Source organism: Acinetobacter sp. X9 (genome assembly GCF_054889255.1).
The window spans coordinates 50,084-63,771 of record NZ_CM142679.1; the positions used below are offsets into that span (position 1 = coordinate 50,084).

At 40.3% G+C, this 13,688-nt stretch carries 17 protein-coding genes; 5 read left to right on the forward strand and 12 right to left on the reverse strand.

Annotation, left to right across the window (positions count from 1 at the left end; genetic code table 11):
- Position 1: 1 nt before the first annotated feature.
- Positions 2-805 carry a 2,5-didehydrogluconate reductase DkgB gene (gene dkgB / locus ACYU0V_RS00215; RefSeq protein ID WP_461848611.1) on the reverse strand — a complete coding sequence of 268 codons (804 nt, stop codon included), beginning with the start codon at positions 803-805 and terminating at the stop codon, positions 2-4.
- Between the two features lie 120 nt (positions 806-925).
- On the opposite strand from dkgB, the gene ACYU0V_RS00220 reads away from it, so the two are divergent.
- On the forward strand, positions 926-1,828 hold the full coding sequence (locus ACYU0V_RS00220; protein WP_017386200.1) for a LysR family transcriptional regulator: 903 nt from the start codon (positions 926-928) through the stop codon (positions 1,826-1,828).
- Here ACYU0V_RS00220 and ACYU0V_RS00225 read toward each other — a convergent pair.
- Positions 1,812-2,186, reverse strand: a complete 375-nt coding sequence (locus tag ACYU0V_RS00225; RefSeq protein ID WP_461848613.1) for a hypothetical protein — start codon at positions 2,184-2,186, stop codon at positions 1,812-1,814. The two genes, ACYU0V_RS00220 and ACYU0V_RS00225, sit on opposite strands and share 17 nt — an antisense overlap.
- Positions 2,187-2,276: 90 nt before the next feature.
- Here ACYU0V_RS00225 and ACYU0V_RS00230 point away from each other — a divergent pair, with 90 nt between their 5' ends.
- A complete protein-coding gene (locus ACYU0V_RS00230; RefSeq protein ID WP_461848614.1) occupies positions 2,277-3,701 on the forward strand; it encodes an aminotransferase-like domain-containing protein in 1,425 nt (474 codons plus the stop codon).
- A gap of 2 nt (positions 3,702-3,703) precedes the next feature.
- On the opposite strand, the gene ahr is transcribed toward ACYU0V_RS00230, so the two are convergent.
- From ahr to ACYU0V_RS00270, 8 genes are all read right to left on the reverse strand, one after another.
- Positions 3,704-4,732: an NADPH-dependent aldehyde reductase Ahr gene (ahr, locus tag ACYU0V_RS00235; RefSeq protein ID WP_017481883.1), complete on the reverse strand. Its 1,029-nt coding sequence runs from the start codon at positions 4,730-4,732 to the stop codon at positions 3,704-3,706.
- 38 nt (positions 4,733-4,770) lie between these two features.
- Entirely contained in the window at positions 4,771-5,331 is a 561-nt protein-coding gene (locus ACYU0V_RS00240) for a DNA-3-methyladenine glycosylase I (protein ID WP_005066585.1), read from the reverse strand.
- A 30-nt stretch (positions 5,332-5,361) separates the two neighbouring features.
- Positions 5,362-5,607: a hypothetical protein gene (locus ACYU0V_RS00245; protein WP_001287364.1), complete on the reverse strand. Its 246-nt coding sequence runs from the start codon at positions 5,605-5,607 to the stop codon at positions 5,362-5,364.
- Positions 5,608-5,616: 9 nt separating this feature from the next.
- On the reverse strand, positions 5,617-6,153 hold the full coding sequence (locus ACYU0V_RS00250) for a M23 family metallopeptidase (protein ID WP_461848617.1): 537 nt from the start codon (positions 6,151-6,153) through the stop codon (positions 5,617-5,619).
- A gap of 47 nt (positions 6,154-6,200) precedes the next feature.
- The gene (mutY, locus tag ACYU0V_RS00255; RefSeq protein ID WP_060465146.1) at positions 6,201-7,235 is read right to left on the reverse strand and encodes an A/G-specific adenine glycosylase; all 1,035 of its coding nucleotides are present in this window, start codon (positions 7,233-7,235) and stop codon (positions 6,201-6,203) included.
- Positions 7,236-7,376: 141 nt separating this feature from the next.
- Positions 7,377-7,739 (reverse strand): HIT family protein, encoded by a 363-nt coding sequence (locus tag ACYU0V_RS00260; protein WP_461848620.1) that lies wholly within the window; start codon positions 7,737-7,739, stop codon positions 7,377-7,379.
- Positions 7,740-7,923: 184 nt separating this feature from the next.
- Positions 7,924-8,661, reverse strand: coding sequence for a dienelactone hydrolase family protein (locus ACYU0V_RS00265; protein WP_002119163.1), 738 nt, complete (start codon positions 8,659-8,661; stop codon positions 7,924-7,926).
- A 172-nt stretch (positions 8,662-8,833) separates the two neighbouring features.
- Entirely contained in the window at positions 8,834-8,992 is a 159-nt protein-coding gene (locus tag ACYU0V_RS00270; protein ID WP_002053759.1) for a DUF1328 domain-containing protein, read from the reverse strand.
- Between the two features lie 193 nt (positions 8,993-9,185).
- Between ACYU0V_RS00270 and ACYU0V_RS00275 the strand changes: the two genes are divergently transcribed.
- The 3 genes from ACYU0V_RS00275 to ACYU0V_RS00285 all read left to right on the forward strand — a co-directional run bounded on the left by ACYU0V_RS00275 (position 9,186) and on the right by ACYU0V_RS00285 (position 12,297).
- Positions 9,186-9,644 (forward strand): YcgN family cysteine cluster protein, encoded by a 459-nt coding sequence (locus ACYU0V_RS00275; protein WP_017399446.1) that lies wholly within the window; start codon positions 9,186-9,188, stop codon positions 9,642-9,644.
- Positions 9,645-9,753: 109 nt separating this feature from the next.
- Positions 9,754-10,926, forward strand: coding sequence for a PQQ-dependent sugar dehydrogenase (locus ACYU0V_RS00280; RefSeq protein WP_461848621.1), 1,173 nt, complete (start codon positions 9,754-9,756; stop codon positions 10,924-10,926).
- A gap of 105 nt (positions 10,927-11,031) precedes the next feature.
- The gene (locus ACYU0V_RS00285) at positions 11,032-12,297 is read left to right on the forward strand and encodes a replication-associated recombination protein A (protein WP_017402866.1); all 1,266 of its coding nucleotides are present in this window, start codon (positions 11,032-11,034) and stop codon (positions 12,295-12,297) included.
- A 13-nt stretch (positions 12,298-12,310) separates the two neighbouring features.
- On the opposite strand, the gene ACYU0V_RS00290 is transcribed toward ACYU0V_RS00285, so the two are convergent.
- Positions 12,311-13,147, reverse strand: a complete 837-nt coding sequence (locus ACYU0V_RS00290; RefSeq protein ID WP_057085416.1) for a formate/nitrite transporter family protein — start codon at positions 13,145-13,147, stop codon at positions 12,311-12,313.
- A 149-nt stretch (positions 13,148-13,296) separates the two neighbouring features.
- A complete protein-coding gene (locus ACYU0V_RS00295) occupies positions 13,297-13,500 on the reverse strand; it encodes a hypothetical protein (protein WP_032036259.1) in 204 nt (67 codons plus the stop codon).
- Positions 13,501-13,688: the final 188 nt, after the last annotated feature.

The following is a 13,688-nucleotide window of genomic DNA, read 5'->3' on the forward strand; positions in this document are numbered from 1 at the left end:
TTTAGTCCCAAACAGGTGCCCATGGCTCTGGGCTAACTTCACGACTGTTGCGGTCGAGCTCAGCAATCATTTGCATTTCAGCTGAAGTTAACTCGATATCCTGTGCTTTTAAGTTGCTAATCAGGTTTTCACGTTTAGTCGAAGATGGAATGACTGCAAAACCACGTTGCAATGCCCACGCTAGTGCAATTTGCGCTGTCGTTGCTTTATGTGCTGCTGCAATTTCAGCGAGAACTGGGTCTTGAAGCACTTTACCGTACGCAAGAGTCATGTATGAAGTGACATCAATGTTCTTGTCTTGTAAGAAATTTACAAGTTTATGGTTTTGAAGATAAGGACTTAGCTCAATCTGATTTGTCGCAATATGCTCTACACCGATGGTGTCAATGGCTTGTTGGGTAAGCTCAATATTGAAGTTTGAAATACCAATTTGTTTGGTAAGACCTTGTTGTTTCGCTTCAAGTAAAAGCTGCATAATTTCAGGAATCGAAACCCCTAAATCTGGTGCTGGCCAGTGAATCAAAGTAAGATCGACATGGTCAGTACGAAGCTTTTGTAAGCTCTCTTTTAAGCTCGGAATAAACTTATCTTGCGCAAAATTATCTACCCAGATTTTTGTGGTTAGAAATAAGTCCTGACGCGCTACACCACTTTCAGCAATGGTTTGTCCAATCGCAGCTTCATTTTCATAGATTTGAGCTGTATCAATGACACGGTAACCTACGTCTAAAGCTGTTTTAACAGAATCAATAACTGCTTGTTCTTTAAGACGGAAAGTTCCTAGACCAAAACGTGGGATATTCATGTGTTTACCTAAATTTGAATAATCATTTAACTTGATGTGCATTTTGCTTTTTTTATTGTTGCGAAAAAATAGATGAATAAGCAAAATATCTTTGATCATTAGTCAATAATGGAATAAGACATGAAATCAACAATTGAAGAGCTGGTCGCGTTTATCGCAATCGTTGATACAGGCTCTTTTGTTGCGGCGGCAGAACATTTAAAACAAACGCCTTCAGGAGTCAGTCGATCTTTAACACGCTTAGAAGCTAAGTTAGATGTGACTTTGTTAGAGCGAACTACACGTAAATTGAAACTCACTCAAGAAGGACAACAGTTTCTGGTAAAGGCCCGTAAAATCTTAAATGAGCTAAATGCGGCTGAAGAAGAACTACAAAAATCTGATCAGGGGACTGCGGGACTCATTCGCATTGATTCAGCAACGCCGTTTGTCTTACACGTAATTGCGCCATTAATGCATAAGTTTCGTGAGTGCTATCCAAACATTGAAATTGAGCTCAATAGTAATGATCAGGTGATTGATCTACTGCAACATAAAACCGATGTTGCATTCCGATTTGGGGAACTTAATGATTCAAGTCTTCATGCCAAATTAGTATGTAAAAGTCGCTTATTTATCGTTGCAAGCCCTGAGTATTTAGCAATTAAGGGTACACCGACACAACCTGAACAGCTTGAACAACATGATTTGATTGGTTTTACCAGGCCTGCATATATCAATAGTTGGCCGATTAAAGTTGGTGATGAATATTTTTTTGCACAATCAAAAATTAAAGCATCAAGTGGCGAGACGGTACGTCAGTTGACGATTAGAGGACATGGTATTGCACGACTATCTGAATTTGAAATTTGGAAAGATATTGAAGAAGGGCGATTGATTGCATTATTCGAAGACCAAATTGAACATCAATACCAAAGCATCCATGCTGTGTATTATCAACAAGAGCATCTACCAAAACGAATTCGTTTATTTATTGAGTTTTTGGCAGAACAGTTAAAAGACGGTTTTAAAAACGCTCTCTAAAAGTAGTGTAACTGTCAGTTGGAAAATGAACTTCTAAAAGTGGGGTCGTTTGTCCTTGTGATGAATGTTGAGACAGAAAATAGCTTTTTTGCTGTTGTCGACAACTAAAATATAATTTGGAATAAGTCGAATTCACCATCACAACTTCATTAGAGCTATTACGCTTATATTGATAATGAGAAATCGTACTAGCCTCATCATCAGTGCGTTGCTCCATTTTATAGTCTTGTTGATTGGTCATTTTTAAATAACCTTCAATCAGGCTTTGGCAAACGGTATGTCTGTACTGCTCGTTTTGTGGCTCAGTTTGGCAACCAGCTAAAACAATAGTAAATAACAATATAGCTTTTAATTTCATGAGTTTGCTACTTTCTGAGTTGATTTCTATAGCCTAAAGGTGTTCTATAAACCAGTACAGATACAGAAATTTTTAAAAAAGCAGCACAGAATGACTTTCCAATATCAGGTTCTTGCCAATCAATTAGCACATCGTATTTATCAAGATGAGCTTAAACCTCACCAGAAACTTATTTCTTTACGAGATTTTGCTCGTCAGCACAGCATTAGTTTAAGTACAGCAAAAAGTTGTTATGAGTTACTTGAGGCGAGGGGGCTTATTTATGTAAAGCCGAAGTCAGGTTATTTTGTGGTTGCTCGTGCACAATCGGGTCCCATTCCTGAAAGTCCAGATTTCTTGTCTTTACCTCGACAAGTTTCAAATCTGGAATTGCATAATCAAATTCAGGAAGCTGCCTTACAAAGCCATCTTGTACCATTAGGCTCTATTCAGTTAACACCTCATTTTATTCCTGTGGAAGGTTTACGTCGTTCTATTCAACGGGCTTTAAAAAATTGTCAGCCTCAAGACTTTCTTTATTGTAATAAACAAGGGCATGAGCAATTAAGAAAAGCGTTATCTGATCATTGGCGTGAAGATGGGATTTTTATCGCGGTAGAAGATATTTTTATTACCAATGGCTGCATGCCTGCTTTATCTTTGGTGATTCAACATCTAACAGAAGTAGGCGATAGTATTTTAATTCCGACGCCTACTTTTAATGGACAACTACAGCTTATAGCCAGTTTAAAACGGCAGATTATTGAAATTCCAGCGCATCATCGTGGTATCGATCTTGAGCGCTTAGAATCATTTATGAAGCAAGGTTTGGCTAAAGTTTGCTTAATGACAGCCAACTATCAAAACCCTCTAGGATATTGTTTAAGTAATGCAGAAAAACAAAAGATTGCCGAATTAGCAGCAAAGTATCAGTGCTTTATTATCGAAGATGATATTTATGGAGAGTGTGGTTACAGCGGTGAACGACCATTACCTATTCGCTATTGGGACCGTGAAGGCTATGTGATTTGGTGTGGGTCAGTTTCTAAGTCATTGTCGAGTGCGTATCGCGTAGGATGGTTCTGTTTAACAACAAAGTTAGAACATTTAAGGCTTGAGCTGTTAGCCAGTAATATTGGGGTCAATACACCGCTACAATTAGGTCTAGCTGATTTTATTTATAGTCGTGGTTATAGGGAGCATTTAGAGCAGTTAAGACCGAATTTGATGCGGCAAGTCGAGGACTATCGTAGTTGTATTTTAAATGCATTTGAAGATATTCCAATTGCACTGAGTCAACCAGAAGGTGGTTATGCTTTATGGATGCAGTTACCTAAAACTGTAGATAGTTTGGCGCTCTATTACACTGCAAAATCTCACGGAATTACTGTAGTTCCCGGTCATGTTTTTGGTGAGGATGAACGCTATCGGCATTTTATTCGTTTAAATGCAGGTCATGAGTTAACAGCAGATGTCCGCCAAGCAATTAAAGACTTAGCGGACTGGTCACGGCAACAGATTAAAACAGCGAGTTAGTTTTATTCTGCAAAGTCTGCTTTAAGTACAATGCGGTAGCGTGCCTGACCTGAGTGTAGACGTTCAATTGCTTCATTGAGCTGTGACATTGGAAATAGCTCAATTTGAGGCGCAATTTTTTTGCGTGCAGCAAACTTTAAAAGCTGACGTAGTGCAGCAGGTGAGCCCGTAGGTGAACCAGTCACTGACTTAGCACCACCAATAAGAGAGCCAACAGAAACAGGAACAGGCTCAAGCGTAAGACCTAAGAAATGTAAGGTTCCGTTTGGTGCCAGTGTTGCAATAAAAGCAGACCAATTTAGAGTCACATTCACGGTACTTAGCAATAAATCGAATTTCCCTTTTTGAGCTTTTACCGCCTCTGTATCGCGGCTATTTACCACATGGTCCGCTCCCATTGCTTTGAGTTCTTCTGTTTTGTCAGGATTAGAACTAAAAGCAGTGATTTCACAGCCCCAAGCTTTAAGTAGCTTAATGGCTATATGACCTAAACCACCAATACCAATTACACCGACATGATGCGTTGCCTGTATTTTGTGTTTGAGTAGCGGGTCAAAAACGGTAATTCCGCCACAAAGTAAAGGACCTGCACTTTCAGCATCTAAATCTTCAGGGAGGGGAATGGCCCATTGCCAACCTGCACGGACCTTATCGGCAAAGCCACCAGCATGCCCCACGATTGTTGCAACATTTCCACCTGTACACAGTACTTGCTGACCACCAATACATTCATCACAGGCTTGGCAACTTTCAGCTGTCCAACCAATGCCGACACGTTGCCCAATTTGTAGACCTTTTGCTTCTGAACCCAAAGCAACAATTCGTCCAATAATTTCATGACCTGCAACCACAGGGTACACGGTCGAACGCCATTCATTGTTTAAAACAGAAATATCAGAATGACATAAACCACAATATTCAACTTTTACCTCAACCTGATGCGGTTGTAATTCACCTGCGTCAAATTGATAGGGAACCAGTTTTTCACCTGCCTGCATTGCAGCATAAGCTTGAATCGTATTATTGCTCATCGGAAACTCCTTAAGCGGCTTTGAACCGTTCTGGTGGGTTATGAAGCTTTAAATTGACAATCGTTTTCATGATCATCGACCATGCCTACTGCCTGCATAAAAGCATAGCAGGTGGTTGGGCCAACAAATTTGAAACCATTCTTTTTAAGAGTTTTGGAAAGTTTTACGCTCAGTTCGGTTTGAGCAGGGGCCTTACGATAATCTACAACATCATTGTTTTGTGGAGCTGCATCTACAAACTGCCAAAGCCATGTAGGAACATCACCGACTTGTGCTTTGAGCGCTTGCCAAGCAATAGCATTATCACGAATGGCTTTGAGTTTACCTAAGTGACGAATTAAGCCAGCATCAGATAATTTTAGTTCTAGAAAATCATCTGTAAATGAAGCAATGTCTGCAATCGGATGATTAAAAAAATGCTGACGATAGCTTTCTCTTTTTTTCAGTACGGTAATCCATGATAGGCCGGCTTGCTGACCTTCAAGACAGAGCATTTCAAATAATCGTGCTTCGTCGTGTTCGGGTTTGCCCCATTCTTCATCATGGTAGGCAATATAGAGTGGATCGTCGGAACACCATCCGCAACGTTGAGTTTTCATGATAATGCTCCTTATATTTATCTTAGAATTTTAAAGTTTAAATAGCACCCATTCATTCGGGCGAGTATCCCAATAATACAGTTCTGCTTGTGTTAAGTCTTCAAACTTTAGCCAAAAGTCTTTGCCAACTTTGTCTGAAAAACCGGTACTGATCAGTAGGGCATCATCGCTGATTTCCATGATCCAGCCTTGATAGCTATTGCCATTTAAAATGATCTTTTGCTGGTTGCCAGACTCGGCAAACTCTACTAAGCGATTGATCAGCGCTTCCGACATAAAATGTTCCTAGCGTAAATATAAATAAGGATTAACAGCACCACGTCCTTTACCATCTAGGTAAAGACCATAATGAAGATGAGGTGAAGTATAACGTGCATTGCCCGTATTGCCGACATAGCCAATGAGGTCGCCCTTTTTGACATAGTCGCCTACGTTTAAGCCACGTTTATGACCATCCAGATGAGCATAATAATGCCATGTTCCTGCTGGGCCTAAAATCCAGATGACTTTGCCACCCAAGTTGTTATTACGAAGATCTGCAACGAGTCCTTCGGTTGCACTGTACACTTTGGTTCCACGTGGAGCCAAAATATCAATTCCTTCGTGACTACGGCCCTGGCTCCGAGCAGCTCCCCATGTGTCTTTTAATTCATCCCGGTCAATACCTTTTACAGGTACAGGTAGTCGACTTGGAAGCTGCATACTTTTGAGTTTGATGACTTCAGCAGGTGGAAGTGGGGCAGGTTTTTTAGGTGCACTGGCACAGGCCGCCAATAGAATAATCAGAAAACCAAGTGAGAAATGAGAAACAAAACGTCGCACAAAATACTCCCTGTCACACCCATATCAAAATTATTTTACTCACTATGTCATGAACGGCTTGTCGAGATCAATTTTTTCATAGCGGTTGGAACACCTTTGGCAATGGCTTGTTCCGGACTCAACCATTGACCTTCAAGTTCAATAGCCAGATGTTCTTTTTGATCAGGTTCCACGTGGAACACATGAGCATTAAGTAACCATGTGAAATGAGTGAAGCTATGGCTGATCTGAAAAGTTTGTGCTTGAGGCTGTAATTTATATTGCTGGCTTATGCTCAGTCGTTCATGTTCATTTTCTAAAATAGGTAAACAGAATAAACCGCCCCATAGACCATGAGCTTGACGTTGTTGCCAGAACCATTCACCTTCGCACTGAATAATAAGAACATCTGCTGTTTTAACAGGCGGTGTTTTTTTCGGTTTTTTAAAAGGTAATTCTTGTTCTAACCCTTGCTGATAAGCCTGACAGTGAGCTTGCATTGGACAATATAAACATAGCGGTTTTTTAGGCGTACAAATGGTTGCGCCGAGATCCATAATCGCTTGAGTGTAGTCATGATTGCGATGTGTAGGGCAAAGCTCTTCAGCCAGTTTCCACATTTCACGCTCGTGCTGTGGTTTGCTTAAATCATCTTCAATTGCAAAGAAACGAGCTAAGACGCGTTTCACGTTGCCATCCATAATGACGCCGTACTGACGTAAACCTAAAGACATGAGCGCGCCTGCGGTAGAGCGACCAATGCCAGGTAACGCAATCCATTCTTCTAGCGTTTCAGGAAATTTACCTTGCTGCGTGACAAGACCAGCCGCTTTATGCAAATTGCGTGCACGAGCGTAGTAACCGAGGCCAGCCCAAAAAGGTGCTACTTCATCCCAAGTTGCATGACCTAAAGCTTCTACAGTTGGGAAGCGCTCCATAAAGCGGTCAAAATATTGCAGAACTGTTTTCACCTGAGTCTGTTGTAGCATAATTTCAGAAACCCAAACTTTGTACGGATCATCGGCAACTTGCCAAGGCAAATCGTGACGACCATGTTGATCGAACCAGTTTAAGAGGGCATCAGAAAAAGAAAATTCAGGCATGAACAGCTATAGAAGAGAAGTAAGGGCTAAATTATAGCTGAAATTGGAGAGAAGTTTTGTTTAAAGCAGGCAACCAGAACGAGCCTGTTAAAACAGAGATCACTTGAAAATAAGTGGTCTCTGCTTCAAGCATAAAGAGGATTAATCCTCTTTTACGCCCCAACGTTGATCTAGTTTCAACGGCTGGTTTTTATAGTAAGGAATGACATGAATGTGGAAATGATCTGAAGTTTTTCCAAAAACTTCACCATCATTAAAGCCAATATGAAAGCCATCTGGTTGATGACGAAGCTGGGTTTCATGACGGGCAATTTCAAGAAGTGTAAGTAAGCCTTGATGTTCTTTAGAGGTAATATCAAAGAACGAGTTGACGTGACGTAATGGAGTTACGACACAGTGGCCTTTAGATAACGGATTAGAATCAGGCAAAATTACGGCAAATTCATTCTTATCAATGATGTCATATTCATCAAATTCGCAATACGGACATTTCTTGTCAGTCATTGTTGTATCCTCTCATGTTATTCCATTAAACCCCGAGTGCGGGAAATAAGACTAGGCTTTGCTCTAGCTCAACGGGAGTATAGTTATTGAAGTATGGTTTAAAAAATACAGTAAAAATATTGCAAAGTCATAAACATTTAAGGGAGCAAATGCAAAAAAATCATTTGCTCCAAATTTGCTTCTTTTATTTTAGAGTACGATCTAATAAAGCGTACATTTTAGCAAGGCCTTGTTTTTCCGCTTCGCTATTGTAGCCAAGGTCCACACCGTTCGCTTTAGCTCTTTCATCGGCAAGCGGGTTACTAAAGCCATGTTTAGCACCTTCTAAAACCACTACTTCATGTTTAACCTCAGCAGCTTGCATCTCTTTTTCAAAATTAGCAACATCTTCTAAGGTGACCATACTGTCTAATTCACCATGTAGAACTAAAACTTCACCTTGAATGTCGCCTTTTTGAGCAGGAGCTTTAGGCGTTAATGTGCCATGGAAAGTTGCAGTTGCTTTTAGTGGAGCACCTGAACGCGCAAGATCTAATACGACTTTACCACCATAGCAGTAACCGACAGCGGCAATTTTTTCACTGTTTACTTCCGGTTGAGCAGCTAAAGTTTGAAGCCCAGCATTGGCACGATCAGTCACCGTGTCTAACTCTTCAAATGTCTGCATCATCCATTCATAGGCTTGAGCTGCGGTCGTTGTAACTTTTTTATCACCATACATATCAATTGCAAGCGCAGCATAGCCGTGCTCAGCAAGTTCACGTGCGCGTTGCTCTGTATATTCGTTACGTCCCCACCACTCAGGAGCAACAATCACACCCGCAACAGGTGTTTCGCTATCTGGAGCCGCAAAGTAACCAATTAAATGGCTACCGTCTGGTGCAGTATATTGAATTTCACGGGTTTTAATTGCAGTACTCATGACATTAATCCTGAAATTTAAATCGATTTAAATACGCTTGATTAAAGCATAAAAATTAAGAACTAAAATAAATAACTATGTAAAAATCTACATCAAAAGAAAAAGATACAAAGTTATAAGCAATAAAAAAAGAAGGAAACCAGTTCCTTCTTTTTATGTAGTCATGATTGAATTAGGTTCGGCCTCGAGAAATGAACCCAATTACAGCTAGAATTACAGCTACAACTAATAAAATCACGGCAAAGTCTTTAGATAGCCCTGCAACACCACCAAACCCTAATAGACTGGCAATGAGTGCAATTACTGCAAAAATTATCGCCCAACGGAACATAATGCTGTCCTCCTTATTTTTCATTGTCATTTAACTATATAGCGTGTTTTTTACTCGGAATGTGTCGTTTATGTGGTTGAAATGTATATTAAACAATCATTTTGTGATGTCATAAATACAGCTTCTTTTTTAGTACAGACCACTTCAATGCTATACTGATACATCGTTTTATCTCATCAGCTGTTAAAAGATTATGTCTACCGAGACCTCACTCCGACCACTCTTTTGGAAAAACTATCCGTTAGAGCAACTGACTCAACTTGAGTGGGAAGCTTTATGTGATGGCTGTGGTTTGTGCTGTCTGGTAAAACTAGAAGATGAAGATACGCATGAGGTGGCTTATACCAAAGTGGCCTGTAAGTTACTTGATTGTGGTACAGGGCGTTGCACGGACTATCCAAACCGTCAGCAGCAAGTACCTGACTGCCTACAATTAACGGTAGAGTCTTTAAAAACAATCCACTGGTTACCTTCAAGCTGTGCCTATAAGCGCTTGAATGAAGGCAAGAATTTACCTTCTTGGCATTATTTAAATACGGGTTCGAGGCAAAGCGTGGTTAAGGCGAAAAAGTCAGTTGCAGGACGTTGTATTTCTGAAGTTGATGTCCATGAAGATGATCTTGAAGATTATATTGTGCGGTGGGTGCGCTAATTTAGTCTTAAAAGAGAATGTTTGATTACAGCGTATAATAAAGTAACACTTTTATCGTAATTTTTTTGCTCATCTCCGTAATATAACAATAAAAACAAAGGAGATAAAAATGATGAGACGATTAGCAGCCCCCTTATTATGTAGTAGCTTTTTTTTGTTAATGGCCTGTGGGTCTAATAATACCAATTCAAAAAATCCTGAACAAAATACGACTGCAAAAGCAGATCAGTCTGTTGCCATCAAACAAACTTATCAGGTTGAAGCAGTCTCACATTTTAATGAGCCTTGGGCTGTGACCAGTCTGCCTGATCAGCGTTTATTAGTGACTGAACGGCAAGGTAAATTAAAAATTTTTAACCCTAAAAATAAGCAAATGTTGGACGTGCAAGGTGTTCCAGCGGTGAACTATGGAGGACAGGGTGGTTTAGGAGATGTCATTTTACACCCTGACTTTGCCAAGAATCATTGGGTTTATCTCAGCTATGCTACAAAAGGGCAAGGTGGATCTGGCGCAGTGATTTCACGTGCAAAACTAGATTTATCTCATCCTAATCAGCCAAAACTCACCGGTATAAAGCAGATTTGGCAGCAAGTACCTAAAGTCTCGGGACAAGGCCATTATGGACATCGCATGCTTTTTGGTACAGATAGTAAGCTGTGGGTCAGTTCAGGTGAGCGACAAAAGTTTGATCCTGCCCAAAACATGAAAAGTAACTTAGGTAAAATCTTGCGTTTAAATGAGGATGGCACCGCGGCTGTAGATAACCCTTTTTATAAGCAAGGCGGGGTCACTGCTGAAATATGGTCACTGGGACACCGTAACCCGTTAGGTATGGCTTTTGACCGCCAAGGACAGCTGTGGGTGGTTGAGATGGGGCCTAAAGGTGGTGATGAACTTAATATTATTACCAAAGGTGAAAATTACGGTTATCCAATCGTTTCAAATGGAGACCATTATTCGGGCCAACCTATTCCAGATCATCACACTCGGCCAGAGTTTAAAGCACCAGAAATTGACTGGACTCCTGTTATCTCTCCATCGAGTATGATCATTTATCGCGGACAACAATTTCCTGCATGGCAAAATAAAGCCTTAATTGGCGGGTTATCTTCCGAAGCGATTATTGTGGTGGATTTAGAGCATAAGCCCGTGAAAGAAGTGCAAAGATTGGATATGAAAAAACGTATTCGTGGGTTGCATGAAGCAAAAGATGGTTCGATTTGGGTGATTGAAGATGGCTCAAATGCGCGTTTACTCAAGCTGAGTAAGAAACCCTCTTAATGCTAAGCAAGAGCCTGTAAATAAAGAACGTGTCTCATAGATTCAAATTGTAGATTTCTGTGAGACACAATAGACTATAGTGAAAAGACGATAAAGCCATTTGAGATGTCAGACACCCATATTCCACTTCCCGAACGCCTGCGCCCAAGAGACTTGTCTGAAATTATTGGGCAAGATCATTTATTAGGTGAACATGCGCCCTTACGTCAAATGATTGATCAGGGACATTTGCCTTCTATTATTTTTTGGGGACCACCAGGCGTTGGTAAAACAACGATTGCTTTACTTTTGGCGCAGGCAATAGACCGTCCATTTGTGAGCTTGTCTGCGCTGAATACGGGCGTAAAAGAATTACGTGAAGTGATTGCAGAAAGTGGTGATTTACTGACACCTGTTGTTTTTATTGATGAAATTCATCGTTTTAATAAATCACAGCAAGATGCTTTATTAGGTGCAGTTGAAAAAGGCAAAATTACTTTAATTGGTGCAACAACTGAAAACCCGTCTTTTGAGGTGAATAGCGCGCTTTTATCACGCTGTCAGGTCTATACCTTAAATAGTTTAGACAGTGAGGCAATTCAGACACTACTCAACAATGCACTTCAAAGCGATAGATTCTTAAAAGAACGTTACATTCATATAGAAGAATATGATGCGCTCATTCAGTTCGCAGCAGGTGATGCACGTAAAGCGCTTAATTTACTGGACTTGATCGCAAGTACTTTTGAACCAGAAATTGAAAACACGATTACCAATGCGGTAGTAGTGAAAGTCGCTCAGCAAAATATTGCGCGTTATGACAAATCGGGCGAGCAGCATTACGACCTTGTTTCTGCCTTTATTAAATCAATTCGAGGCAGTGATCCAGATGCAACGCTATATTGGATGGCACGTATGCTTAAAGGCGGAGAAGATCCAGTTTTTATTGCAAGACGTATGCTGATTGCAGCCTCAGAAGACATCGGAAACTCCAACCCAAATGCGCTATTGCTTGCAGGTGAGTGTTTCCGCTCTGTACAAGCGGTGGGTATGCCTGAGGCTCGAATTATTCTAGGTCAAACAGCAGTTTACTTAGCAACGAGTGCAAAAAGTAATAGTACTTATTTAGCGATTAATAAGGCTCTAGAACTTGCTGAAAAAACGGCAAATTTACCTGTGCCTTTGCATTTGAGAAATGCGCCAACCAAGCTTATGAAACAGCAAGGCTATGGTATTAATTATCTCTATCCTCATGATTACCCTGAGCACTTTGTGCTGCAAGACTATTTGCCGCCTGAGTTAAAAGGGACCAAACTCTATGAGTCTGCAAGAAATAAGCGTGAGGTTGAAGGTGAGCGCTTACAGCAACGCAGATGGCAGCAGGAACAATAGTTCCTGCTTTATGCTATTCCAGCTCTTCAGTGACTTGACCATAAATCAGTAGCGTGAACACACCTGTACCGCCAATAATATTACCAATGGTGGTGGGGACGAGGAAAGTAAACAGATACTTACTAATAGAGGCTTCTCCTTGCCAGACTAGATAGGACATTTCTGTAGAACCAACTACTACATGGGTAAAGTCACCCAGTCCTATCAAATACGTCATAAAAAAGATGAGCAGAAACTTATTACTGACTGAAGGCAACATCCAGACCAATGCAGCAATTAACAGCCCTGACATAATGCCTTTGAGCAGATTCTGGGTTGCAGAAAAGGAACCCACATGATGTGCGAGTTCATCTAGTGCTTTATCAATATCTGGCGTAAACAGGTGAGTAGTTAGGAAAAATAAACTCGCCAAAGCTGTTCCAATGATGTTGCATAGAATCACAATGCCCCATAAGCGGCCCACTGCTCGTAATTTATCGAAAGTAAAAGGATTAAATAAAGGCACAACTGTGGTGATGGTATTTTCGGTAAAGAGTTGCATGTGGCTCAAAATAGCGATCAAGAACCCAATGGTATAACCCACATTAGTGATTAAATCGGTCCAGACTGCATCAGCTGGGAGATAAGCAGCAATAATCGCTTTAAATACAAATGAAAAACTGATGACTAAACCTGCGGCAATCCCTGAAAAGATCAGTGCAGTTGTTGGACGATCAAGCTCTTCGGCACCATCACGGCGGATAATTTCATAAACCAGACGGGGTGACAGTTTCTCATGTTCTTCGACTGCCATTTTTTCACGCCAGCTTAAAGTTTTCTCGACTTTCTTTTCCTCTATTTCATGGTCCATCAGGGTTACTCCTTACTGAATAAATATCTTATATTTATTGTTTTATTTATTGTTAAGGCAGTGTTCAGGATAAATCTAGTCTATTCATAACAGCTTTATGTGTCTTTTTATAAATTGAATGCACAATGGCTAAATCATCAATAACAAAATCAAAGAAAAGTATAAGCTCTTAAAGTACGGATAAGTGCCATATAGTCACCTTGAGAAGCTTCAGAAATGACGGTTTCTACTTCAGCTTCGCTCCATCCTTGTTTTAAGGCAGAAGTGCTAAAGTTGTTTAATAAGACCAAAGGATTTTCACCAAAATGGATTGGATGATTCATTAATCTCTTTTCAAGCTTAGATAATTCCATAGGTTCATCCGAGTTTTTAAATTTAATTATTGTGAAGTGCTTTGTGTTTTTTTAGATTTTAGTGTTTTAAATTAAGCTTATGCAAGTGTTAATTTATTGAAATAGACAAATCTGTCTACATTGTTTGGGGCGCATGGCGCTGAATATAAAAAACCGGGCTTTGGCCCGGTTTTTTTATGAAGTTTTAC

What these genes read in the sequence shown, in the direction of transcription:
- ACYU0V_RS00245 (WP_001287364.1), bottom strand. Translation starts at nt 5,607, where the DNA reads ATGTCGGAAGCGCTGATCAATCGCTTAGTAGAGTTTGCCGAGTCTGGC.
- ACYU0V_RS00220 (WP_017386200.1), top strand. Translation starts at nt 926, where the DNA reads ATGAAATCAACAATTGAAGAGCTGGTCGCGTTTATCGCAATCGTTGAT.
- ACYU0V_RS00270 (WP_002053759.1), bottom strand. Translation starts at nt 8,992, where the DNA reads ATGTTCCGTTGGGCGATAATTTTTGCAGTAATTGCACTCATTGCCAGT.
- ACYU0V_RS00265 (WP_002119163.1), bottom strand. Translation starts at nt 8,661, where the DNA reads ATGAGTACTGCAATTAAAACCCGTGAAATTCAATATACTGCACCAGAC.
- dkgB (WP_461848611.1), bottom strand. Translation starts at nt 805, where the DNA reads ATGAATATCCCACGTTTTGGTCTAGGAACTTTCCGTCTTAAAGAACAA.
- ACYU0V_RS00275 (WP_017399446.1), top strand. Translation starts at nt 9,186, where the DNA reads ATGTCTACCGAGACCTCACTCCGACCACTCTTTTGGAAAAACTATCCG.
- ACYU0V_RS00280 (WP_461848621.1), top strand. Translation starts at nt 9,754, where the DNA reads ATGATGAGACGATTAGCAGCCCCCTTATTATGTAGTAGCTTTTTTTTG.
- ACYU0V_RS00260 (WP_461848620.1), bottom strand. Translation starts at nt 7,739, where the DNA reads ATGACTGACAAGAAATGTCCGTATTGCGAATTTGATGAATATGACATC.
- ACYU0V_RS00285 (WP_017402866.1), top strand. Translation starts at nt 11,032, where the DNA reads ATGTCAGACACCCATATTCCACTTCCCGAACGCCTGCGCCCAAGAGAC.
- ACYU0V_RS00290 (WP_057085416.1), bottom strand. Translation starts at nt 13,147, where the DNA reads ATGGACCATGAAATAGAGGAAAAGAAAGTCGAGAAAACTTTAAGCTGG.
- ACYU0V_RS00230 (WP_461848614.1), top strand. Translation starts at nt 2,277, where the DNA reads ATGACTTTCCAATATCAGGTTCTTGCCAATCAATTAGCACATCGTATT.
- mutY (WP_060465146.1), bottom strand. Translation starts at nt 7,235, where the DNA reads ATGCCTGAATTTTCTTTTTCTGATGCCCTCTTAAACTGGTTCGATCAA.
- ahr (WP_017481883.1), bottom strand. Translation starts at nt 4,732, where the DNA reads ATGAGCAATAATACGATTCAAGCTTATGCTGCAATGCAGGCAGGTGAA.
- ACYU0V_RS00225 (WP_461848613.1), bottom strand. Translation starts at nt 2,186, where the DNA reads ATGAAATTAAAAGCTATATTGTTATTTACTATTGTTTTAGCTGGTTGC.
- ACYU0V_RS00240 (WP_005066585.1), bottom strand. Translation starts at nt 5,331, where the DNA reads ATGAAAACTCAACGTTGCGGATGGTGTTCCGACGATCCACTCTATATT.
- ACYU0V_RS00295 (WP_032036259.1), bottom strand. Translation starts at nt 13,500, where the DNA reads ATGGAATTATCTAAGCTTGAAAAGAGATTAATGAATCATCCAATCCAT.